Below are 21,507 nucleotides of genomic sequence, written 5' to 3'. Positions count from 1 at the left end.
GCCGGCGACGACAGCAGTGCTTGTGGTGTACCAGTTTTGCGTAGGCGTATGGGCGTGTGATGGCGTATGCGGCGACAGCCGGCGAGATGAATACAGCAGTCCGCGCTGCGCCCGGCGTGCTGGCTCTCCAGCGCGCGATGGTGTGGCTGGTGGGCGCCTCCGGCGCGATCGTTTTCATCGAGCCGAGTCCCTACGAGATCGCAACGCTGCTGGCGGCGGTCGTCTTCTTCGCCACCGGCCTGCGGCTGAAGCTCGTTCTGATGCCGCTGGTGCTGATGCTGGTTCTACTCAATGTCGGCTACACGATCAGCGCGATCCCGCTATTCGATAAGCCCGCGGTGGTGACCTGGATCGCGACCTCGTGGTACATGGCGGTGACCGTGCTGTTCTTCGCGATGGTCATCTCGGAAGACACGACGGCGCGGCTGGACATGCTCCGCCGCGGCCTCGTGGTCGGCGCTTTGGTCGCCTCGCTGTTGGCGATCGCGGGCTACTTCCACCTGATCCCCGGCGGCAATGATCTCCTCACGCTCTACGGACGCGCGCGTGGCACGTTCAAGGACCCGAACGTGCTCGGCGCCTTCCTGATCCTGCCGGCGCTGTTTGCGCTCCAGAGCGTGGTCTCAGACAAGTTCGGCAAGGCGTTCCGCAACGTCATCGCCTTCGGCATCATGTCGCTTGCGATCCTGCTCGCCTTCTCCCGCGCCGCCTGGGGCGGCTTGGTGCTGACCTCCGGCTTCATGCTGGCATTGATGGTGCTGACCAGCCGCACCAATGCGCAGCGCTCGCGCATCATCATCATGGCGATCGTCGCGGCCGTGCTGGGGCTGGCGTTGATTGCGGTGCTGCTGTCGTTCGACGCCACCGCCGAAATGTTCAAGCAGCGCGCGAGCTTCGACCAGAGCTACGATGAGGGCCGCTTCGGCCGGTTCGGCCGGCACATCCTGGGGGCGGAGATGGCGCTCGACCTGCCGTTCGGCATCGGCCCGCTGCAATTCCACCGCTTCTTCCCCGAGGACACCCACAACTCCTACCTCAACGCCTTCATGTCCGGCGGCTGGCTCTCCGGCGTGTGCTATCCCGCGCTGGTCTTCACCACCGTCATCATGGGCTTCAGGCACATCTTCGTCCGTGTGCCGTGGCAGCGCGCCTATCTCGCGGTGTTTGCCGCCTTCCTCGGCACGGTCGGCGAAAACTTCGTGATCGACACGGACCACTGGCGGCACTTCTGGATGATGCTGGGCGCGATGTGGGGCATGATCGCCGCCGCGCAGGCCTACAAGATCAGGGCCGTCGAAGACGCCTGTCCTATTTCTCCACCTTGAACGTCAGCCCTGCATGGTCCTGCAGCCGTTTGATCAGCTTGTGCTGCATTGCCGCTCCCGGCGTCCAGAAGCCGCCCGGAACGTCGGTTGAGTCACGCAGGAGGCAGATCGCGCATTCGGAGATCATCTTGGAGGTTGAGCCGTACCCGGGATCGCGGTCGCCGGTGACGCCCGCGCGCACCTGGCGGCCGTCGGGCGCGATCGCGAGGTAAAGCAGATCGAACAGGCCGTTCTCGCGCTCTTCCTTCGACGGCCCCTCGCCGGGCTTGGGCGCATTCGGGCCGGTCTTCTCGGCATTGGCCGCCATCACGCGCTTGGCGTTAGCCTCGCCTTTTTCGCCCGGACCGGTCAGGACCATCTCGTCGTAGACGAAGTCCTTGCCGTAGGGAAAGCCCATCAGCATGTTGGAGCGGTGGACGTTGCGGGTGTTGATCAACGCCATCATGAACGGTGCGGCCCAGGATTGCAGATCCTCCTCGTAAGCTGCCCTGTTGCCCTTGGGCTGCTTCGGGCCGGTGAATCCCGGCGTCAGCGCGAAATGATCGTTGAGGATGGCGACGAGGCTGAGATCCTTGGCGACCGCATCGAAGGTCGCCTTCGCGCTCGCCGCGGTGCCGCCGGACAGCGTGCCGCGCATGTCCCGCACGCGGCCCTTCACGCGCGCGGCCGGCGCGCCGAACACGCGCTTGGCCTCCTCCTGCACGAAGAACGTGCCGAGCTCGAACGGCACGGAATCGTAGCCGCATGAGAATACGATGCGCGCGCCGCTCGCCTTGGCCGCCGCCTCGTACTTGTCGATCATCTGCCGCATCCAGACCGGCTCGCCGCAGAGATCGAAATAATCCACACCCGCAGCGACACAGGCCGCGAGCAGATCCTCGCCGTAGAATTGGTACGGCCCGACCGTCGTGATCACCGACCTGGTCTGCGCCACCATTGCCTTGAGCGATGTAGCGTCAGATGCGTCGGCCACGAGCAGCGGCGTATCGGCAGGCGCGCCGATGGCGTCACGTACCGACTTCAGCTTGTCGAGGCTGCGGCCCGCCATCGCCCATTTGAGCGCCTTGTCGTCCTTGTAATGCGTCGCCAGATATTCCGCGACGAGCTGGCCGGTGAAGCCGGTCGCGCCATAGACGACGATGTCGAATTTCGCAGAGCTCATAATCGGCCTTTACTTCTTCGCGTAACTCACGCCCATGCCGGCGCGGACGTCGCTTTGAATGCCATAGGGCGGGATCGGATAGCGCAGGCCGTTCTTGGCCAGCGCCTTCATGCCTTCGATCGCCTTGGCGAGATGCGACGGCTTCAAGGCCATCAGCATCTCCTCATCCGGCACGCCGCCATAGCGCCGTTCGGCATAGCATGGCAAGGACAGGCTGGGCTCCCCGGTCTTGAGCGCCCGCCCCCAGGAATCGGCGCAAGCGGTCTCGCCCACCACGCCCCATTCGAACTTCTTGTAGCCGGTATATTGCAGCCCGTTGATCAGGATGATCATCTGCCCGGGCGTCGCGTAGACGAGACAGATGTCCGGCGGATCCAGCCGGCCGCCCGCCAGCGGACTGACGGCGAGCGCCTGATATTGCCCGAACGGAACCACATCCAGTGCCTCCTGGCGCCTGCGCGCGTCCTCGGCCGTGCCGTGCCAGACCCCGACATAATTTTCGCCGGCGAGCCACTTCTCGTCCTGCGGCGCAAGGCCAATGACTGCGCGGCACTGTGCGCCGACGAGATCGTCTGCGGTGATGCCGACGGTCCATCCCAGGCGCGCGGCCATGCTCACGATCTGGTCGGTGGTGTGAATTGCGCTCGGGCGGCGGATCTTCGGGATCGCCTCCATCTCTGCGACCGTTGCAAACAGCTTCATCCCGATCACGTTCGTCTTCAGCCGCAGCAGGCTGTTGAGATCGGCGACGAGGCCGGCAAGATCGATGCTGTCTGCGCTCTGCTGTTGCATGGCTTCCTCCCGGCCGGCGACCGCGCGCCGTGTGTTCTTGTCTTGACGGCTTCGTTCTAGTCCTTGCCCGGTCCCGGAAGCAACTCGCCGGTCCTTCCCATCAAACGGTAAGCCACGAGGCCGATCCACTCGCGGACGGCGACATCGGTTCGACGAAGACCGTCCGTGCCCATGTTTGTGAACGAGAGCAGGTCGTCGCGTCCCCCCATCCGCCAGTCCACCGGATACGCCTCGACGTCAAAGCCGGCCTTGCGGAAGATCCCCATCGAGCGCGGCATGTGGAAGGCCGACGTCACCAGAAGCCAGCGCTCGCCCGGCATTGGCGATACCAGTTTCCTGGTGAAGATCGCATTCTCCCAGGTGTTGCGGGAGTCGCGCTCGAGGATCAGGCGTTCCTTCGCGATGCCGAGATTCTCAAGGATGGGCGCGGAATAGTCGGCCTCCCTCGCCTCGGTCGAAACCAGGTTCGCTGTGCCCCCGGTGAAGACGATTCGTGCGTTGGGATAGCGGCGGGCGAGCTCGGCCGGCGCAAACAGGCGATCGGCCGCGTGCGCGACGACCGGCGTGCGGTGCGCCGCCGAGAGGTCGGTGTCGACCGAGCCGCCGAGCACGATGATGCCGTCGGGCGCGCCTCGCGACGGGTCCCACGACGGAAAGCGTGACTCCAGCGGGTAGATCAGGAGATTGCCGAGCGGCGAGAACGCAGCGAGCGCCAACAGCACCAGCGTGGTCACGGCAAGCCGGCGGCCGAGCGTGGCAAAGCGCGTCGCCATCAGCACGACGGACAGGATGCCAAGCTCGACCAGCAGGTTGATCGGTAGCAGCGCGGTGCCCAAGGTCTTGGAAAGGACGAAAAACAGTGGAGCCTCGCTCAAATCACCTGGCCTAATTCACACGGCCTGCCGGTGCGGGCTTGACCGGCCCTGCCATCTTCAGAAATCTTCTTGAAAGAGGATCGATCGCCGGGTCAAGCCCGCGGCCGATGAAACCAACCGGACGCGGCAAATGACCCATCATCACCTGCATTCGAGCCCCGAAACCTGCCATTGGGGCTTCTTCGAAGCTGCGCTCAGGCCCGTCCTCACCGTCAAGAGCGGCGACGAGGTGACGGTCGACACCATCAGCGGCGGTCCGGACATGCTGCCCGACCAGAGCAAGTTTCACATTCCACCCGAGATGCACGAGGTTCATGCGAAGAACGAGCGGATGCTGCCCGGTCACATCCTCACCGGCCCGATCGCGGTCGAGGGTGCCGAGCCCGGCGACGTGCTCGCGGTCGAGATCCTCGAGGTCCAGATCCGGCAGGACTGGGGCTGGAACATGATCAAGCCGCTGGCCGGCACCCTGCCCGACGATTTCCACGAGACGCGCATCCTCAACATCCCGCTCGACCGGACGCGGATGGTCGGCCGCATGCCGTGGGGGCTGGACCTGCCGCTCAAGCCGTTCTTCGGCGTAATGGGCGTTTCGCCGCCGCCAGCCTGGGGCCGCATCTCCTCGCTGATCCCGCGTGCGATGGGCGGCAATCTCGACAACAAGGAGCTGGGTGCGGGTGCGACGCTGTACCTGCCGGTCTTTGTGCCAGGCGCGATGTTTTCCTGCGGCGACGGTCATGGCGTGCAGGGCGACGGCGAAGTCTGCGTTACTGCGATCGAGACCGCGCTGCAGGGCCGCTTCCGCCTGACGCTCCGCAAGGACCTGAAGCTCGACTATCCCCGCGCCGAGACAGCGACGCACTACATGACCATGGCGATGGATCCCGATCTCGACCAGTGCGTGGTGCGCGCGCTGCGTGACATGATCGCGCTGCTCGGCGAGAGGCGGAATCTGTCGCGCGAGGATGCCTACATGCTGTGCAGCCTGGCCGCCGATCTCAGGGTGACCCAGACCGTCAACGGCGCCAAGGGTATCCACTGCATGATCGAAAAGGCGATCGTGCACGGCTGAGCCGCCTGGCCCTTCCCTGACCTGCCGACACCGACCCGCGCCTGCCGCCCCGCGCGACGCGTTGCGTCGTGCCCGATTTTTCGTGCGATTCCAATGCGCTAATGAACCAACCCGGCCTGGATTTGACTTCCACCCCCGAACCTAAATAGAGTCTTAATCGTTACTTTTATGTACCCGAGTAAGAGGCTAGCGTTCGGGCCATGGCCACCGAAAAAGCCGAGACTGACCGCATTCCCGTGACCTTGGCGCTCTCGACCATCGCCTACCTGGAGAAGCTGGTGAGACAGGGCACCCACGGCACCAGCGTTCCCGGCGTCGCACGGACATTGATCGAGGAAGGCATCCGTCTCGCCATCAAGGACGGGCTTTTGTCGATCCGCGACAATGGCAGGACGTAAGCGCGCGCCGGACGTGAGGCGGACGGATCTCAATCAGGCGGATGGCCGATATCTCCAACCTGGGACCGTTACACATGCCTGCTCTCTCACCGACCTGGACCGACGAACGAATCGAGCTTCTGAAACGGCACTTCGAGGCCGGCCTCTCCTGCCGCGAGATCGCCGCCGACATCGGGGTCAGCCGCAACGCCGTAATCGGGAAGCTGTCCCGGCTGAATCTGACACGCGGCCGGACGGCCGACGACCGCAAGGTCCAGGACAGAGGCTTCGGGCCGCAGCGTGCACCGCGGGCGGTCCCGCGGCTGCAATATGAGATGCTCGCGACGATCTATGGCGAGACCGACGCAGCCGCGGTTGCAGGTCCGATCGACGAGGCCAATCGCTGCTCGCTGCTGGAGTTGTCCGAGAACCGCTGCCGATGGCCGATCTCGACGCCGGGCGAAGACGATTTCTGCTTCTGCGGCAACAGCGCTCCCGACGGCCAGCCCTACTGCGCGGGTCATAGCCGCCTCGCCTACCGGCCGCATGCGCGCGCCCGCATGATGATGCGCGGCTGAAGCACCACACCAAACGAAAAAACCTCCGGCGGGGCATCACCGGAGGTTTTGGAGGCTTAGCGTGAAGCTAAGAGCCGCAACTTTCGTATTTGGCTGAGAGCTATATAGCTTAGTAACTCAGGTAAGTAAATAATTCGAAGACGATCAAAGCGCATGGCTCGTCTTCGTCGTCTGCACAGGCCAACGTTTCCCCAGCGCCCGCGCTTCGCGAAAAGCCCCGGCGGTTTTCCGCCGGGGCCTGGTCGCATCTTAGGCTCTTACCAGTTGCGCTGAGCGCGGAGCAGCAGCGTGAAGCTGTCCTGATCCTTCAGCTCGTAGACAGCCGCCGGCTTGGCAGTGGCTGCGTTCCCGCCGTAGGCGACCGTGCCCGAGTACTTCTGGTCGATCCGGCTCCAGTTGAAGTCGCCCGAGAAAGTCAGGTTCTTGACCGGAGTCCAGCGGGTGATCACGCCAACCTGGGCAATGTCAAAGTCCGGATTGCAGGTACCGGTCAGAGCCAAAGCCGCCATGCCTGCACTGCCACAGATCAGCCCCTTGGCGGTGCTGCCGTAACGGACGGCACCGTACGCACCGTAAAGCGCCGTGTTCCAGTACGGATTCCAGTTGTGCGTGAATGCGCCGCGCATACCGTACGTCTTCGTGAGTTCAAGGCCGGTGCCGGCTCCGAAGACTGCATCTGAAACGCCAGCGAAACCGACGCTCTGGTAAGCGCCGTTGCCGCTGCCGCTGAACATCGAGTAGCTGGTCGCCGCAAGGCTCTGGAAGTTGTAGCGGCTGGCACCCTCGGTGTAGACGCCCTGGATGTTGACCACGTCACCTGCGCCGGTCGGGATGTTCTTGATCGACAGAGCCAGTGCAGCGGCCCACCCCCATTTGTCGGACGGCCCGCCGGTCGTTTCGTTGCCGCCATAATATCCGGCGTGGTTGTTGTGGGCCGCCACCGAAGCCTGGAACAGACCCCAAGCCTGATCGACGCGCACCATACCGACGATATCAGGTGAACGCGAACCGCCGATGTCATTGAGACCGTACGCGCCACCGAGGATTCCGGCAGCCGTCGCTCCCGAAGTGTTCCAGATGTTGGTCTGGTAGTAGGCGGTCTGATCCTGTGCCGAAATCGAGGCCGTGATGCCCTGGCCAAAGTCCGCAGTGTAAGTGAACTGGTTCACGCCGGTAACGGTGCCACCGCCGCCGACCAGCTGGTCGAAGTTGTTGCCCGGATAGTTCGTCCACGGCGCATCGAACTGCGACACCGCCTTACCCATCGTAAAGCCTGCGAACTGGATGAAGGCGTAGTAGACGCCGAGTGCGCCGCCGGCGACGGAGCCCGAACCGCTCGTTCCGGACGGAGCCGAATCATAGGCGGTCGAGCCGCCGGTCAATCCAGTGCCGGTACCGCTGTAGCTGCCCGAGGTCCAGGTGAACACCGCATCGAAATAAGTACGGACGACGCCGTACTCGGTCGCGGTGCGCGTGTCGATGTTGAGGTCCGCGCGAGACCGCATGGAGTAGTAGTTGGTCAGACGGTTGTGTGCGCCCGCCACGCCGCTGAACTGACCGTTGTAGTGGCCGCCGGAGTTGAGCGCGACTTCAGCGCGCAGGTAACCGCCCAGCTTGACGCAGGTGTCGGTGCCCGGGATGTAGTAGAAGCCGGCACCGTACAGCGAGCAGATCTTGACGTACTCGACCGCCTTCGCCTTGACGGGCAGATCGGCTGCCTGCGCTCCGCCCACGGCGATCAGACCCGCCGCTGAGCCGAGCAAAAGGCTCTTCACCAATTTCATATCAAACCTCCAAGTTGTCATTCACGGCGAGGCGGGCCGTCAGCCCCCCAAACCCCGCCTCTCAAAACCCGCTCAGCCGCTTCGCGCCTTCCGACACCCGCTTGAACGCGAGGGACTTGAGCGATCCACCTGCAACGGAACGGTCGAGAATCCCCCACCGTCGGCGCGCACTATGCATGCGCGCATTTGCTAATCAAAATAGTTTATAAAATCAGGTTTCTGATTTACGGATGGCTGTGGTACGGCGGCAACAACGAGCCTGACCTCGTCGCCTGAGTGCATCATATTTGGCAGTTTTGTAACAATTTGTCGGCTCTGCACTTGCATCAGGGCAGAGTTGCGTGAACTATTGTCTCAAGACGGCAAGAAGCCAGATCACGGGAGCGCCGCTGTGTCCGCGACGAGAAAAGAAGGAGCGCGCCTGCGCACCATCGGCAATCTGGACATCATCAGGCGCTTCACTTGGGAAATATCTTCGATCAACATGTATCTTGAGGAGCTGCGTCAGTTCTGGGCCCGAACGCTCGGCATCAGCGGGCCGCAATGGCTAATCCTGATGGCCATCTCCGACCTCGACAAGGACGAGGGCATCCCGGTCAACGTCGTCTCCAAGCTCCTCCACGTCGACCCGTCTTTCGTGACCACCCAGTCCAAGCTGCTCGAAAAGAAGGGCCTGCTGCGCCGTCGCCCGTCGCCGACCGACGCCAGGGTGGTCAGGCTGTCCCTGACAGAGAAGACGCAGAAGCACCTGGCGAGCCTCCACGAGCAGTACAAGACCATCCGGGAATTCGTCTTCCAGGAATTCGACGAGGCCGAGCTTACCGAATTCACGGCCAAGCTCGCGACGCTGAAGACCCGTCTCGAAAAGGCCTGCGTCCGCCTGAGCCTGGACTTTTGACCCCTGCGCTTCTGACGCGGGCCGCTAGATGCGCCTGGCGGCGCCGAGCCGCGATTCGAGCCAGTCGAAGATGTATTCGTTGGCCAGGCTCGGATTGTCCGCATGGGCCTGCGCCGCGCCGGTCTCGGCCGCAGTGAACACCTTCAGCATGACGTCCGCACTTCCGAGCCGGGCGCTCTGGACGATCTGACGCGCCCGATCAGCCTTCAACCAACCGTCCTCGCCGAGCGTGATCAGCACCGGGCAGTCGGCGCTGGAAGCCATCAGCGGCGCATGGGGCACCGGGACGATGCTGACGTCGCTCACCGCGAAGCGACTGGCAAAAAAGGCCCGCTCGTGCAGGTCCCACAGGCCGCCGTCGCAGACGGCGGCGGCCAGCCGCGGCTCCTGCAACACCGCGCGTGCCACGAAGGATGAGCCCCAGCCATCGGCGATGATCCCGATGCGCGCGAAGTCGACGTCAGCACGCGTCTCCAGATAGTCCATGACCCCGGGGATCGCGCTCTCGAGATCCCGGCGCTGCAACAGCGCATCGAGATAGTCGTCGCGCTGGTCGCCGAAGAGATCGAGCGCCAGCATCGAGAAGCCGCGCTCGCGGGCATGCGGCACGAGCTTGAACAGAAACTCTTCCTTGCGGTGGCCGGGCTCGCCGATGCAGATGACGGTCGGAGCCGACCCGTCTGCCGAGGGCGCAGGAAGGAAGTAGCCCTGCAACGAATGCCCCTCGAGCCAGGGTATGGTCACCACTTCGCCGGCCGGGCTGCGCGCGGCGAGATAACGGCGAGCGCATTCCTGCATCGCCAGCACAGCAACCCAGCGGCGCTCATCCGCGGGGTCGAGCGGCATCGCCGCGGCACCATAGTAGTTCATCGCGCGCAGCCAGTTGCGCTGCGCGCTCGCCAGATGGCCCTCCGCAAACGCCGTCTCGGCACGCTGCCGGTTGGTTTGCGCCAGCTTCTTCCATTCGCGGTGCCAGGACCGGTCGTCGCCGCGCTTCAGCTGCCGGGCGATCATCAGGCACTCTGCGATCGTGGCGCCGCCCTCCTGGGCCGCCGTGAGCAGCCGCGTGAACTCAGCGGAAACGTCCTCTCGTTCCGGGCAGAAGGTCCAGTCGTCGGAGAGGCATGCGGGCATCGTCGGGAGCTACGCTCTATCATCGCGCTACCCTGATGGACTAAACCATTTCAGTTAGCCGACCAAGCGGCCGTGCGCCCGATGAGCGGCGTTTCAGATCACCATCGCTTGAACACGGCATGTCGCATGCGTGACATACCGATGGGTCATAGAGTGGGCGAACATCGGCGAAAGAACATTGGCAGGAGGTGGCACGCAAAATTGCGGTCGCATCTCTTGCCATGACGCTCATCATACCCATATTCGCGCTCGCCCGAAGGCGGTCTCAACCAAGCCGCCAGCCGACCTCCTGAGTAAAGCTTTCATAGAAGGCGCGGTCGTAGGCCTGCTCCGGCGTGGCGCGCACGCGCTCGTCGAGGCGCTTGGCGTCCTCGCCGACGAGAATGCGCCAGCGCTCGGCCTTGACCCCATCGAGAATGATCTTCGCGGCCTCCGCGGCCGTCGTCGGCGCATCCTCCAGGAAGCTGCGGGCGCGCTCGGCGAATACCGCCTGGATGTCCTCGTCCGACATCTTGTCGGCATCCGGCACGCCGGCCGCGACCATGCGTTTGCGAGTCAACGCCACCTCGTCGGCATTAAGCCGCTCCGAGCCGTCGGCGCTCTGCACCTTGCGCGAGTTCGAGACGATCGAGGTGCCGATGTGACCGGGCATCACCACCGAGCACTTGACGTGGGGCGCGTGCAGGCGAAGGTCGTTGATCAGCGCTTCGGTGAATCCCTTTACCGCGAACTTGGCCGAGCTATAGGCGGTGTGCGCCTGGTTCATGCCGATCGAAGCCCAGAAGCCGTTGACGCTCGCGGTGTTGACGATGTGGGCCTCGTCCGCGGCGACCAGCATCGGCAGAAAGGTGCGCACGCCGAGATAGACGCCGCCCCAGCAGATGTTGAAGGTTCGCTCCCACTGCTCGCGCGTATTGGTGAAAAGGCTGCCGCCGCCACCGATGCCGGCATTGTTGAACAGCAGATGAACCCTGTCCGTCTGCTGCTGCTCGGCGAGTTCGTCGCGAAAACGCTTCAGGTGGTCCTCTATCGCGACATCGGCGACATGCGTCGTGACGCGCAGGCCCTGCGGCAGCTTCTCGGCCTCACAGAGCCGTTTGGTCTCGGCCATCGCAGCCTCCGAGACGTCGCACATCGCGACGTTGCAGCCTTCGGCCACGAGCTGACGCGCGAGCTCGCGCCCCATTCCCGTGCCGCCGCCGGTGATGACCGCGATCTTTCCAGCAAAATCCTTCATGGGACTTCGGTCCCTCCCGTTGTCGGTGTGTTTCTTTCGGGCTGCCCGCGCTGTTGCGCCATCGCAAATGTAGCAGCGCCGCATCCGCAGGTAAAAGCGGATCGAAGACCATTCGGCGCCTGTTATTTCGGGCAGCGGATTATCGACCGCTCTGGCAATCACCACGCGGTCCGCGCATGCGAGGCAACCACGCCCGCGGCACGTTCCGTAGTTCTCCGGCTTCGGTTTATTGGCAAATATTTACGATCCGAATCGTCAAATGGACTCCGGACGCCGGGGCGAGTGGGCCAGGCCAGCGTGTTATTTGCTTATTTGCGTGTCACGCGCTCTGGCACTCCGCTTGCATCCTCGTCGTGGTCAGAAACAACCGATGAGGTGACAAGAATGTTCGTGACCGTCGTTGCCGTACTCTGCCGGCTCGGTGCAGCCAGTTCAGGCAGTTGCGTCGAGGAAATCGTGACCGACAGCAACATGACGCCCGAGATTTCGATGATGCAGTGTGCGGTCGGAGCACAGGCCCCGCTCGCGAAATGGATGGGCGAGCATCCGATCTATCGCGCCAACTGGCGTCTCGAGCGCTACAAATGCGTGCCGGGTCACTACGAGATCAAGGGCCACGCCTGACGGCCCGCAAAACTACCGATCCGTCAACGACGGAGAAGAGGAAACGCCCCGGAGGCCGCCTCCGAGCCACACAGCGTCAGTCGTGAAGAGACGACGCGCTCCGTGACAACGCTCACGCATCTCTCCCATGCCGCTACCGCTTGCAATCACCCGCGCGCGCCGTCCGTCCGGCGACGGCATCACCGCGTAATCGTGCGGCTGGTCACACATTAGATTCAGCTCGACCGGCACGCCAACCGGCAATGCAGAGCCCGCGAGTGTCGTACAATTCAAATTGCGCACGCCGGACTGCCGACGCACCTCACGAATTGCGTGTCGACAAGCTTGCATGATCCGTATGACAGGACATTGCCGTGATACGACAACATGACCAGCCAGCCCCGGACGTTAAGCCGACAGCGATGGGAAGGCGTCGGGATCAACCGTCATTCGGTGAGGCGCACCCTGACAATGCTCCCGTTCTGCGCGACCAGTTGCGACGATTCGGAAAACATCATCCGACGAATGACATATCTACGGTGCATGGGGTTTGTTTCGGTTTGGTGGCTGACCGCCGAAGCGCTGGCGCTGCTGATCGCGCACGCATCCGGCTCGGGCGGGAGCACGCCCCACGCCGATCGTCCATCCACCCGACAGATGCTTTGAGAAAAATGGTCGGAGCGAGAGGATTTGAACCTCCGACCCCTAGTCTCCCAGACTAGTGCGCTAACCGGGCTGCGCCACGCTCCGAATGCCGTTCCATTAGCTAGGATCGCCGCTTTGCGCAAGGCGAGCGATGCCATTTTGGTGTTGCCTTCCCGAAGCTTCCGGAACTTGCCCGCAAAAGCCGGCGAAAAGCGCCCTACCCGTCCTTCAGCGCCTGATCCAGCATCTCGCGGCAGGCGACGAGATCGGCGAGCGCGCGGCCCAGCCGCTCCCGGTCCAGCGCGCTGGGGCCGGCGGCCGCAGCGGTGGCGCCGCCCTTGCGGAAGGTGGTGAGGATCTCCTCGTCGTCGATCTCCGAGAAGCGGAAGTCGATGCCTTCTTCTTCGTCCCCCTGGAAATCGTCATCGTCGGTGTCGGTAATCCCCTTGATCGGCGCCTCGTCGTCGGGCTCCATCAGGCTCGCGCCAATGGCATCCTCGATGGCGCCGAACGAGACCGCGGCGGCGCTGTCGGCGAGGCCCTGCACCGATTTGACGCCGTGCTCCTTCAGGATCCGCTGCACGCCGCGAATGGTGTAGCCCTCGCCGTAGAGCAGCCGGCGGATGCCCTTGAGCAGGTCGACGTCGTCGGGACGGTAATAGCGGCGCCCGCCGCTGCGCTTCATCGGCTTGATCTGCGAGAAGCGGGTCTCCCAGAACCGCAGCACATGCTGCGGAATGTCGAGTTCCTGCGCTACCTCGCTGATGGTTCGGAACGCATCCGGCGCCTTGTCCAAAGGCCAGTCCTTTCCGAAAGGGGGTTACGCCTCTTCTTTAGCCTTGCTGGCGTCGCCGTTGGTGCGGTGCTGGTTGTTGATCCGCTGTTTCAGAATCGCCGACGGCTTGAACACCATGACACGGCGCGGCGAGATCGGCACCTCGGTGCCGGTCTTCGGGTTGCGGCCGATCCGCTGGCCCTTCTTGCGCACCATGAAGGAGCCGAACGAGGACAGTTTCACCGTCTCGCCCTTCTCCAGGCAGTCGGTGATCTCCTTCAGCACGAGTTCCACGAAGGCGGACGATTCCGTGCGCGAAAGGCCCACCTTCTGGTAGACGGCTTCGCACAGATCAACTCGCGTTACGGTTTTGCTGGTCTCGGTCATCGCCCTGCCCCACATCACGGCGAACAATTGTTGTCTGAAATTATGAGGTTACGATACGACGGTCAACAGCGCTCATCAATGCAGACGCATCGATAATCGCGGCCAAATCCGGCAAAATTTTATCGACTGTTGCTACCAGCGCACGAGGGCGGAGCCCCAGGTGAAGCCGCCGCCCATGGCCTCCAGCAGAACCATGTCGCCCTTCTTGATGCGCCCGTCCTTGCGCGCCACCGATAGCGCCAGCGGGATCGAGGCCGCCGACGTGTTGCCGTGGCGGTCCACGGTCAGCACCACCTTCTCCGGTGCGATGTGCAGCTTGTGCGCGGAGGCGTCGATGATTCGCTTGTTGGCCTGGTGCGGCACGAACCAGTCGATGCTGTCGGCATTCAGCCCGGTCGCCTCGAAGGCGTCGACGATCACATCGGTGATCATGCCGACCGCATGCTTGAAGACCTCGCGGCCCTCCATGCGCAGATGACCGACGGTCTGGGTCGAGGACGGCCCGCCATCGACGAACAGCTTTGACTTGTGGCGGCCGTCGGAGCGCAAGTGCGTGGTGACGACGCCGCGGTCGGTCGCGGGATCGCCCGGCTGCTCCTGCGCCTCCAGCACCACGGCTCCGGCGCCGTCGCCGAACAGGACGCAGGTGCCACGATCATTCCAGTCGAGGATGCGCGAGAACGTCTCGGCGCCGATCACCAGCGCGCGCTTGTAGGCGCCGGTGCGGAGGAAGTTGTCGGCGGTGGCGAGCGCAAACACGAAGCCCGAGCACACGGCCTGTAGGTCGAAGGCCGCGCCGTGATTGATGCCGAGGCCGTGCTGCACGGCGACCGCCGTTGCAGGGAACGTGTTGTCGGGCGTCGAGGTCGCCAGCACGATCAGCTCGATCGACTGCGCGTCAAGGCCGGCATCGCTGAGCGCGGCCTGCGCCGCCTTGAGCGCCAGATGCGAGGTGAACTCGCCCTCGGCCGCGATGTGCCGCTCGCGAATGCCGGTGCGTTGCACGATCCACTCGTCGGAGGTGTCGATGCGCGCCGCCAATTGGGCGTTGGTCACCACCTGCTCCGGCAGATAGGAGCCGCAGCCGAGCACGACCGAACGAATTTGAGTCACGAAACAGCCTCCTGCGCGGCCTGCACCGAACTGAGTGCACCGCCCTCGCGGTTGAGCATCTGATTGATCTTGTTCAGGAGATCGTAGTGAGCCATCTCATAGCCAACATCGATCGCATAGGCAAAGCCTTCGGCGTTGGTTCCGCCGTGGCTCTTGACCACCACCCCCCTCAGTCCCAGCAGCACGCCGCCATTGGACTTGTTGGGGTCCATCTTGTCGCGCAGGGCTTGGAAGGCGCTGCGGGCGAAGAGATAGCCGAGCTTGGATAGCCAGCTCCGCTGCATCTCATTACGGAGCAATTCCGCCATCTGCCGCGCGGTTCCCTCGGCGGCCTTGAGCGCGATGTTACCGCTGAAGCCCTCGGTGACGATGACGTCGGCGAGGCCCTTGCCGATGCCGTCGCCCTCGACGAAGCCGATATAGTCGAGCTCCGGCAGGTTCCTCGCGCGCAGGATTTCGCTGGCTTCGCGGATCTCCTCGTGCCCCTTGATTTCCTCGGCGCCGATATTGAGCAGACCGACCGTGGGCCGCTTCTTGTTGAACAGCACGCTCGCCTTGGCCGCCCCCATCACCGCCATCGACACCAGGTGGTGGGCATCGCCGCCGAGCGTGGCGCCGAGGTCGAGCACGACGGACGCCCCGCGCTTGGTCGGCCAGATCGCGGAGATGGCCGGCCGGTCGATGCCCGGCAGCGTCCGCAGGTGGAAGCGGGCCATCGCCATCAGCGCGCCGGTATTGCCGGCGGAAATCGCGACATCCGCCTCGCCCTTCTTGACCGCATCGATCGCGAGCCACATCGAGGAGGTCTTGCGGCCGCGCCGCAACGCCTGGCTCGGCTTGTCCTCCATGCTGATGGCGACGTCGGTATGGATAACCTTGGAGGCGGCTTTCAGCTTCGGGTGCCTGTCGAGCTCGGGCTCGATCTTGGCGCGGTTTCCGACCAGCAGGAACTCGATATCGGGATGCCTGCCAAGCGAGATGGCGGCGCCGGGAACGACCACGGCAGGGCCGACATCGCCCCCCATGGCGTCCAGCGCGATGCGAACCTTGCTTGGCATGTAAGTCCTGGAAACCTGGTCTGGTGCGGTCTGGAGCTAGCGGGGCCGCGAAATGGGGTCGCCACGGAGTTGGCGATCGGCCAAGCGCCACGCCGCACCCGGACCGGGCCGCGACAATAGCGTTTTGTACCCCCGAAACAACCTCTTGCCCCCAGCCTTTTGGGCCGATCCGGGAGCGGGCGCATGAACGGGCGAGAAACCCATCACAATCAATCGGATAGTGCCGTCCTTCAAACCATCGCGGCAAACGGCTCATGCTCCACCCCAAGCCGCCCGGCGCGGAAATGCTTGGCTATTTGCCCTTCTTCTTGTCCTGGAGCGCCTTCAGCGCCGCGAAGGGATGGTCCTCCGGATCGGGGGCGCTGACCTCCGCCTCGAACACGGCCCCTTCCTTGCGCGGATAGGGATCGATCGTCAGGAACAGGGCGTCGGTGGCGAGTCGGCCGAGGTCGATGATGCCGCCCGTAATCGGCTCGGGAGGATCGGCGACCTCCGGCGCCTGCCGGTCGTCCTGCCCCTCCTCGATTAGGTCGGCCAAGCGGCGCGCCTCCGCCTCAGGGGCGAACATCAGGTCGACCTCCTCCTCGATCTCGCTCTCGATCGGCTCCAGCGAGACGACGCAGGTCTGGCCGATTCGGCCGCGGACCAGCCCCGTGACCTGGACCCGCCCACCGCTTTTCGGCACCACATCGAAACTGGCATGGGCCGACAGTATCTCGCGGAGGCCCGCGAGCTCGGCCATGGCCTGCCGCTCGGCAGCTGATGCCACAAGCTCACGATGCAGGCCCCCGTCAGGGATCTGCGCAACGATGACGGGCGATCGCCAGGGATCGGGCGGGGATCCGGCATTCGGTCGGCTCATGGCGTGACATCCTCTGGAAGCGCCGGAGGGAATTTGAAGCTTGCGCGCAGCAGCGCGGCCTCGTCGGTCCGGCCGAGATCGGCTTCCGTGGCTTGGGCATAGGCCGAGAGCCTGTGCGCCCGATCCATGCCGGTCCCATTCAAGATATTCTTGCAGATCGCCGATGCCAGCGCCTCGCCGCCGCTTTCCATGGCTGTATCGTAGGCTTGGACGCGGCCGTAGAAGGCCTCGCCAAAGGCCCGCATCCGCTTCGGCACAGTCTGGTCGCCCACCCCCATCTCGCGCAGGTTGTCGTCCATGTCCTCACAGAAGCGGTCGAATAGCGCCTGAGACAGCTCGGTGCCGCCCTGGGCTGTGCGCAGGCGACGCAGCAGCAACCACAGATGCAGCAGCAACAGGTCGAAACGCCCGTTAACCGTATCGGGCACGCCCAAGTCCCGGTAAAATATGGGTTCTCGCGCCTGCGTCACGATCATGCCATAGATGGCTTCAATGGTGCCCGGCGGGGTTAGCCGGGGTTTCCTGAAGTGATTGAACGGCCAAAGCATTGTGGTTTCCGCAAGCGGGCGCGCGCGTGTTGCATTCAGAGCCTCCGCCCGGTACTTCAGCGCCTCGCGCGACGCAAGGGGACGGAATCAGTTCCGCTATGACGACAATGAACCAGACCAGCCTGCGCGCGAACAAGCGGCACGGCCTCCATGCATGCTCGCGCGGCCTGCGCATATTCGCGGCTGCGGCTCTCGTTGGCGTCGCGCTTGCCGGCTGCACCGGTGAGCAATTCCAGAAGGGTTACATCCTGCCGCCCGGCGCGCTCGAGCAGATCCCGATCGGCGCGAGCCAGGATCAGGTGCTGATCGTGATGGGCACTCCCTCCACCGTCGCGACCCTTGACGGCGAAGTTTTTTACTACATCTCGCAGCGGTCGGAGCGCCCTGTTGCCTTCATGAACCAGAAGGTCGTCGACCAACGCGTCATCGCGATCTATTTCGACAAGAACCGGCGCGTGCGCCGGCTTGCGAACTACGGTCTCCAGGACGGCAAGATCTTTGACTTCATCAGCCGCACCACGCCCACGTCGGGCCAGGAGATGAGCTACCTTACGCCGCTGTTCAAGCTGCTCAGCTTCAACTGAGTCGGTCGAGGCTTGCGGGCGAAGCGACTAGCGCTTCGCAAAAGGGTGCGCGTCCGAAAAGAGGCTCAACAGCCGGCCTAATTCCACCGCAAGGTAAATAACGCAGGCCTGCGGCGTCCTGCCGCTCTCCGCGCAGCGCTTGCGCTCGCGCGCGACTTGCGGTCGCACGTGCTGTTCCCTACGGTCCCGGCAGCAAGAAGCAGGGAGTGGATTCGTGCCCAAGAAACGTCAGAACACTTTGTTGTCCCGCCGTCGCGTGCTCACCGGTGCTGCAGGCCTTGCAGCCGCAGCGATACTGCCGCGATCGAGCCTTGCCGACTGGAAGCCTACCGAAAACGTGCGTCTCATCGTGCCGGCGGCGGCCGGCGGCTCGACCGACGTGATGGGTCGGCTTCTGGCCGCGCATCTGCAGACGGCTTGGGGCCAGTCCGCGGTCGTGGAAAACCGCTCCGGTGGTGGCGGCACGATCGGCACGGCCGAGGCCGTGCGCGCCAAGCCCGACGGTCACACCATCCTGATCGGCAACCCCGGTCCGAACGCGATTGCCTACAGTATCTTCAAGAACCTCAGCTACAAGCCGGACCAGCTCCAGCCGGTCTCGAACATGATCCGGATCCCGAATATCGTCTCGGCACATCCCAAGACCGGCATCAAGTCGATCCCGGAGCTGATTGCCTACTTGAAGGCCAATCCGGACAAGCTCAGCTACGCCTCATCAGGCGTCGGCCAGAGCCCTCACCTCACCGGCGCCTGGTTCCTGCAGCTCACCGGGCTGAAGATGACGCACATCCCGTTCCGCGGTGCCGGACCGGCGCTCCAGGCAGCCCTCGCCGGCGACATTCAGATCCTGTTCGACAATCTGTATCCGAGCCTGCCGCAGGTGCAGAATGGCACGCTGAACGGTCTCTGCGTCACGACGCCCGAGCGCAGCGAGCTTGCGAAAGACCTGCCGACCATGCGCGAGAGCGCGCCCGAGCTGGCGAACTTCGACGTCTCGTCGTGGTTCTCGGTGTTCCTGCCGAAGGGCGTTTCGCCCGAAGTGCTCAACGCGCTCAATCTCCAGGTCAAGGCGATGCTGGAACGCGACGACGTCAAGAAGCAGATCGCCGCCATGGGCGCCCGCGCCGATTACGGCACGCCGCAGCAATTCGCCGCCTTCTTGGACGCCGAGACGAAGAAGTTCGCCGGCATCATCCAGAAGGAAGGGCTGCAGATGGACGTGCAGTAGCGTTCAACGGAACGCTACCGCATCCTTCGTCATTGCGAGCGCAGCGAAGCAATCCAGACTGCCTCCACGGAAAGACACTGGATTGCATCGTCGCAGAGCTCCTCGCAATGACGAGGTGGGAGCATACAACCCGACAAACAAAAACCCCGCGGCTCGCGCCGCGGGGTTTTCTCTTTTCTTCGACCCTGCTCAGTGCGCCAGGATCGCCAACAGCAGCAAGGCCACGATGTTGGTGATCTTGATCATCGGATTCACCGCGGGGCCCGCAGTGTCCTTGTAGGGATCGCCGACGGTGTCGCCCGTGACGGCCGACTTGTGCGCATCAGAGCCCTTGCCGCCGAAATGGCCATCCTCGATGTACTTCTTGGCGTTGTCCCAGGCGCCGCCGCCCGAGGTCATCGAGATCGCGACGAACAGGCCCGTGACGATCACGCCGAGCAGCATCGCGCCCACCGCCGAGAACGCCGCCGACTTGCCGGCCGCGCCGCCGCCCGCGATCGCGTAGATCACGAAATAGACGACGATCGGCGACAACACCGGAAGCAGCGAGGGGATGATCATCTCCTTGATCGCCGCCTTGGTGAGCAGGTCGACCGCCTTGCCGTAGTCAGGCTTGTCGGTGCCCTGCATGATGCCCGGCTTTTCGCGGAACTGACGCCGAACCTCCTCGACGATCGCGCTGGCTGCGCGGCCCACGGCCGTCATACCCATTGCGCCGAACAGATACGGCAAGAGGCCGCCGAACAGCAGGCCCACCACGACGTAGGGGTTGTTGAGCGAGAAGTCCGGATTGACGCCGGCGAAGTACGGATGCTGCGCGGAGCCGGCAACGAAGTACTTGAGGTCCTCGTTGTAGGCCGCGAACAGCACGAGAGCACCGAGGCCGGCGGATCCGATCGCGTAACCCTTGGTCACGGCCTTGGTGGTGTTGCCGACCGCATCGAGTGCGTCGGTCGATTTGCGCACCTCCTTGGGCAGTCCCGCCATCTCGGCAATGCCGCCGGCGTTGTCGGTGACGGGACCGAAGGCGTCGAGGGCGACGATCATGCCGGCCAGCGCCAGCATGGTGGCGGTCGCGATCGCGATGCCGAACAGCCCGGCGAGGCTGTAGGTCACCAGGATGCCGGCGATGATGACGATCGCAGGCAGCGCGGTCGCTTCCATCGAGATGGCGAGGCCCTGGATCACGTTGGTGCCGTGGCCGGTCACCGAGGCCTGGGCGATCGACTTCACCGGACGATAGTCCGTACCCGTGTAGTATTCGGTGATCCAGATGATCAGCGCGGTGACGATGAGGCCGACGACGCCGCATTCGAACAGCGCCATGCCGGTGTAATCGACGCCCTCGAGCTTGCCGAAGCCGATCAGATAATAGATCACCAGCGCGATACCGATCAGCGACAGGATGCCGGTTGCGATCAGCCCCTTGTAGAGCGCCCCCATGATCGACTGGCTCGGCCCGAGCTTGACGAAGAAAGTGCCGATGATCGAGGTGATGATGCAGATGCCGCCGATCGCGAGCGGCAGCGTCATCATGCTGGCGAGGATCGGGGTCTTGGCGAAGAAGATCGCCGCGAGCACCATGGTGGCGACCGCGGTCACCGCATAGGTCTCGAACAGGTCGGCGGCCATGCCGGCGCAGTCGCCAACGTTGTCGCCGACGTTGTCGGCGATGGTGGCCGGGTTGCGCGGATCATCCTCGGGAATACCGGCTTCGACCTTGCCGACGAGGTCGCCGCCGACGTCAGCACCCTTGGTGAAGATGCCGCCGCCGAGACGGGCGAAGATCGAGATGAGCGAGGCGCCGAAGCCGAGGGCCACCAGCGCGTCGACGACGAGACGGCTGTCGGGCGCAAGCTTCAGCCAATGGACCAGGAAGGCGAAATAGATGGTCACACCGAGCAGCGCCAGACCCGCCACCAGAAGCCCGGTGATGGCACCCGCCTTGAATGCAAGCTCGAGGCCGCCGGCAAGCGACGTCGTGGCGGCCTGGGCCGTGCGCACATTGGCGCGGACCGAGACGTTCATGCCGATGAAGCCGGCGGCGCCGGACAGGATCGCGCCGATGGCGAAGCCAATCGCGACATAGAGCCCGAGGAAATAGGCAAGCAGCACGAAGATGACGATGCCGACGAGACCGATCGTGGTGTACTGGCGCCGCAGGTACGCCTGTGCGCCTTCGCGCACGGCTCCTGCGATCTCCTGCATGCGCGGCGACCCCGCATCCGCGCTCAACACCGAAGACGTCGCCCAAACCGCGTAGGCAACGGAAAGCACTCCGCAGAGCACTATCAACCATAATGCTGTCATTTGATTTATGCCTCAGATCCTTGATGTACCCCCGGCGCCTTTTGTTGTCCGTCGTGCGACGCGGCGCCTTGATTTCGAACAAGGCCGCCCCTTGCCCAAAAGGGGCGGCCCCAATCGGTCGCAACCTTGCCAAAATCAAATTGAGGGTGCAACGCCGTAT

At 64.0% G+C, this 21,507-nt stretch carries 21 protein-coding genes and 1 tRNA gene; 8 read left to right on the top strand and 14 right to left on the bottom strand.

All coding sequences use genetic code 11. The features are described from left to right. Window positions 1–59: 59 nt before the first annotated feature. Window positions 60–1,325: an O-antigen ligase family protein gene (locus ASG57_RS32015; RefSeq protein ID WP_057198877.1), complete on the top strand. Its 1,266-nt coding sequence runs from the start codon at window positions 60–62 to the stop codon at window positions 1,323–1,325. Here the strand turns inward: ASG57_RS32015 and ASG57_RS32010 are convergent. From ASG57_RS32010 to ASG57_RS32000, 3 genes are read right to left on the bottom strand one after another with little or no spacing between them, the layout of a single operon-like run. After that, window positions 1,309–2,487, bottom strand: a complete 1,179-nt coding sequence (locus ASG57_RS32010) for a saccharopine dehydrogenase family protein (protein ID WP_057198876.1) — start codon at window positions 2,485–2,487, stop codon at window positions 1,309–1,311. The genes ASG57_RS32015 and ASG57_RS32010 overlap by 17 nt on opposite strands. 9 nt (window positions 2,488–2,496) lie before the next feature. Further along, on the bottom strand, window positions 2,497–3,279 hold the full coding sequence (locus ASG57_RS32005; protein WP_057198875.1) for a DUF169 domain-containing protein: 783 nt from the start codon (window positions 3,277–3,279) through the stop codon (window positions 2,497–2,499). Between the two features lie 56 nt (window positions 3,280–3,335). Then, a complete protein-coding gene (locus ASG57_RS32000; RefSeq protein ID WP_057198954.1) occupies window positions 3,336–4,103 on the bottom strand; it encodes a YdcF family protein in 768 nt (255 codons plus the stop codon). A 181-nt stretch (window positions 4,104–4,284) separates the two neighbouring features. Between ASG57_RS32000 and ASG57_RS31995 the strand changes: the two genes are divergently transcribed. From ASG57_RS31995 to ASG57_RS31985, 3 genes are all read left to right on the top strand, one after another. After that, window positions 4,285–5,226: an acetamidase/formamidase family protein gene (locus tag ASG57_RS31995; RefSeq protein ID WP_057198874.1), complete on the top strand. Its 942-nt coding sequence runs from the start codon at window positions 4,285–4,287 to the stop codon at window positions 5,224–5,226. 200 nt (window positions 5,227–5,426) lie between these two features. Then, entirely contained in the window at window positions 5,427–5,624 is a 198-nt protein-coding gene (locus ASG57_RS31990) for a hypothetical protein (protein WP_024341172.1), read from the top strand. A gap of 74 nt (window positions 5,625–5,698) precedes the next feature. Then, on the top strand, window positions 5,699–6,181 hold the full coding sequence (locus ASG57_RS31985; RefSeq protein WP_024341171.1) for a GcrA family cell cycle regulator: 483 nt from the start codon (window positions 5,699–5,701) through the stop codon (window positions 6,179–6,181). Window positions 6,182–6,438: 257 nt separating this feature from the next. Here the strand turns inward: ASG57_RS31985 and ASG57_RS31980 are convergent, their stop codons facing one another. Then, window positions 6,439–7,965: a porin gene (locus ASG57_RS31980; RefSeq protein WP_024341170.1), complete on the bottom strand. Its 1,527-nt coding sequence runs from the start codon at window positions 7,963–7,965 to the stop codon at window positions 6,439–6,441. A 391-nt stretch (window positions 7,966–8,356) separates the two neighbouring features. On the opposite strand from ASG57_RS31980, the gene ASG57_RS31975 reads away from it, so the two are divergent. After that, window positions 8,357–8,863, top strand: a complete 507-nt coding sequence (locus ASG57_RS31975) for a MarR family winged helix-turn-helix transcriptional regulator (protein WP_024341169.1) — start codon at window positions 8,357–8,359, stop codon at window positions 8,861–8,863. 24 nt (window positions 8,864–8,887) lie between these two features. Here the strand turns inward: ASG57_RS31975 and ASG57_RS31970 are convergent, their stop codons facing one another. Beyond that, window positions 8,888–9,997 (bottom strand): alpha/beta hydrolase family protein, encoded by a 1,110-nt coding sequence (locus ASG57_RS31970; RefSeq protein ID WP_024341168.1) that lies wholly within the window; start codon window positions 9,995–9,997, stop codon window positions 8,888–8,890. Between the two features lie 265 nt (window positions 9,998–10,262). Continuing rightward, window positions 10,263–11,234: an SDR family NAD(P)-dependent oxidoreductase gene (locus ASG57_RS31965; RefSeq protein WP_057198873.1), complete on the bottom strand. Its 972-nt coding sequence runs from the start codon at window positions 11,232–11,234 to the stop codon at window positions 10,263–10,265. A gap of 384 nt (window positions 11,235–11,618) precedes the next feature. Between ASG57_RS31965 and ASG57_RS31960 the strand changes: the two genes are divergently transcribed. Further along, complete coding sequence (locus ASG57_RS31960) at window positions 11,619–11,858, top strand: hypothetical protein (protein WP_024341166.1); 240 nt, start codon at window positions 11,619–11,621, stop codon at window positions 11,856–11,858. A gap of 651 nt (window positions 11,859–12,509) precedes the next feature. On the opposite strand, the gene ASG57_RS31955 is transcribed toward ASG57_RS31960, so the two are convergent. From ASG57_RS31955 to ASG57_RS31925, 7 genes are all read right to left on the bottom strand, one after another. After that, a tRNA-Pro gene (locus ASG57_RS31955) sits at window positions 12,510–12,587 on the bottom strand. 112 nt (window positions 12,588–12,699) lie between these two features. Beyond that, a complete protein-coding gene (locus ASG57_RS31950; RefSeq protein ID WP_024341165.1) occupies window positions 12,700–13,278 on the bottom strand; it encodes a MerR family transcriptional regulator in 579 nt (192 codons plus the stop codon). 24 nt (window positions 13,279–13,302) lie between these two features. Further along, window positions 13,303–13,644: an integration host factor subunit alpha gene (locus ASG57_RS31945; protein WP_024341164.1), complete on the bottom strand. Its 342-nt coding sequence runs from the start codon at window positions 13,642–13,644 to the stop codon at window positions 13,303–13,305. 132 nt (window positions 13,645–13,776) lie between these two features. Next, window positions 13,777–14,757 carry a beta-ketoacyl-ACP synthase III gene (locus ASG57_RS31940; RefSeq protein ID WP_024341163.1) on the bottom strand — a complete coding sequence of 327 codons (981 nt, stop codon included), beginning with the start codon at window positions 14,755–14,757 and terminating at the stop codon, window positions 13,777–13,779. Continuing rightward, the gene (gene plsX / locus ASG57_RS31935; protein WP_024341162.1) at window positions 14,754–15,815 is read right to left on the bottom strand and encodes a phosphate acyltransferase PlsX; all 1,062 of its coding nucleotides are present in this window, start codon (window positions 15,813–15,815) and stop codon (window positions 14,754–14,756) included. The genes ASG57_RS31940 and plsX overlap by 4 nt, the downstream gene beginning before the upstream one ends. A gap of 292 nt (window positions 15,816–16,107) precedes the next feature. Then, window positions 16,108–16,677: a YceD family protein gene (locus ASG57_RS31930; protein ID WP_057198872.1), complete on the bottom strand. Its 570-nt coding sequence runs from the start codon at window positions 16,675–16,677 to the stop codon at window positions 16,108–16,110. Continuing rightward, a complete protein-coding gene (locus ASG57_RS31925) occupies window positions 16,674–17,225 on the bottom strand; it encodes a ubiquinol-cytochrome C chaperone family protein (protein ID WP_024341160.1) in 552 nt (183 codons plus the stop codon). The genes ASG57_RS31930 and ASG57_RS31925 overlap by 4 nt, the downstream gene beginning before the upstream one ends. A gap of 98 nt (window positions 17,226–17,323) precedes the next feature. Here ASG57_RS31925 and ASG57_RS31920 point away from each other — a divergent pair, with 98 nt between their 5' ends. Together ASG57_RS31920 and ASG57_RS31915 are read left to right on the top strand one after the other, a co-directional pair. Further along, window positions 17,324–17,809, top strand: coding sequence for an outer membrane protein assembly factor BamE (locus ASG57_RS31920; protein ID WP_057198871.1), 486 nt, complete (start codon window positions 17,324–17,326; stop codon window positions 17,807–17,809). Window positions 17,810–18,023: 214 nt separating this feature from the next. Next, a complete protein-coding gene (locus ASG57_RS31915; protein ID WP_024341158.1) occupies window positions 18,024–19,037 on the top strand; it encodes a Bug family tripartite tricarboxylate transporter substrate binding protein in 1,014 nt (337 codons plus the stop codon). A gap of 189 nt (window positions 19,038–19,226) precedes the next feature. Here the strand turns inward: ASG57_RS31915 and ASG57_RS31910 are convergent, their stop codons facing one another. Continuing rightward, the gene (locus ASG57_RS31910; RefSeq protein WP_024341157.1) at window positions 19,227–21,347 is read right to left on the bottom strand and encodes a sodium-translocating pyrophosphatase; all 2,121 of its coding nucleotides are present in this window, start codon (window positions 21,345–21,347) and stop codon (window positions 19,227–19,229) included. Window positions 21,348–21,507: the final 160 nt, after the last annotated feature.

This window comes from Bradyrhizobium sp. Leaf396, assembly GCF_001424605.1.
Taxonomy (GTDB): domain Bacteria; phylum Pseudomonadota; class Alphaproteobacteria; order Rhizobiales; family Xanthobacteraceae; genus Bradyrhizobium; species Bradyrhizobium japonicum_C.
Note: the sequence above shows the minus strand (reverse complement) of the source record. Positions and strands in the feature narration are given on the sequence as shown.

Coding starts and splice junctions, on each gene's coding strand:
- ASG57_RS32015 (WP_057198877.1), top strand. CDS start 60: ATGGCGTATGCGGCGACAGCCGGCGAGATGAATACAGCAGTCCGCGCT.
- ASG57_RS32010 (WP_057198876.1), bottom strand. CDS start 2,487: ATGAGCTCTGCGAAATTCGACATCGTCGTCTATGGCGCGACCGGCTTC.
- ASG57_RS32005 (WP_057198875.1), bottom strand. CDS start 3,279: ATGCAACAGCAGAGCGCAGACAGCATCGATCTTGCCGGCCTCGTCGCC.
- ASG57_RS31995 (WP_057198874.1), top strand. CDS start 4,285: ATGACCCATCATCACCTGCATTCGAGCCCCGAAACCTGCCATTGGGGC.
- ASG57_RS31990 (WP_024341172.1), top strand. CDS start 5,427: ATGGCCACCGAAAAAGCCGAGACTGACCGCATTCCCGTGACCTTGGCG.
- ASG57_RS31985 (WP_024341171.1), top strand. CDS start 5,699: ATGCCTGCTCTCTCACCGACCTGGACCGACGAACGAATCGAGCTTCTG.
- ASG57_RS31980 (WP_024341170.1), bottom strand. CDS start 7,965: ATGAAATTGGTGAAGAGCCTTTTGCTCGGCTCAGCGGCGGGTCTGATC.
- ASG57_RS31970 (WP_024341168.1), bottom strand. CDS start 9,997: ATGCCCGCATGCCTCTCCGACGACTGGACCTTCTGCCCGGAACGAGAG.
- ASG57_RS31965 (WP_057198873.1), bottom strand. CDS start 11,234: ATGAAGGATTTTGCTGGAAAGATCGCGGTCATCACCGGCGGCGGCACG.
- ASG57_RS31960 (WP_024341166.1), top strand. CDS start 11,619: ATGTTCGTGACCGTCGTTGCCGTACTCTGCCGGCTCGGTGCAGCCAGT.
- ASG57_RS31945 (WP_024341164.1), bottom strand. CDS start 13,644: ATGACCGAGACCAGCAAAACCGTAACGCGAGTTGATCTGTGCGAAGCC.
- plsX (WP_024341162.1), bottom strand. CDS start 15,815: ATGCCAAGCAAGGTTCGCATCGCGCTGGACGCCATGGGGGGCGATGTC.
- ASG57_RS31930 (WP_057198872.1), bottom strand. CDS start 16,677: ATGAGCCGACCGAATGCCGGATCCCCGCCCGATCCCTGGCGATCGCCC.
- ASG57_RS31925 (WP_024341160.1), bottom strand. CDS start 17,225: ATGCTTTGGCCGTTCAATCACTTCAGGAAACCCCGGCTAACCCCGCCG.
- ASG57_RS31920 (WP_057198871.1), top strand. CDS start 17,324: ATGACGACAATGAACCAGACCAGCCTGCGCGCGAACAAGCGGCACGGC.
- ASG57_RS31910 (WP_024341157.1), bottom strand. CDS start 21,347: ATGACAGCATTATGGTTGATAGTGCTCTGCGGAGTGCTTTCCGTTGCC.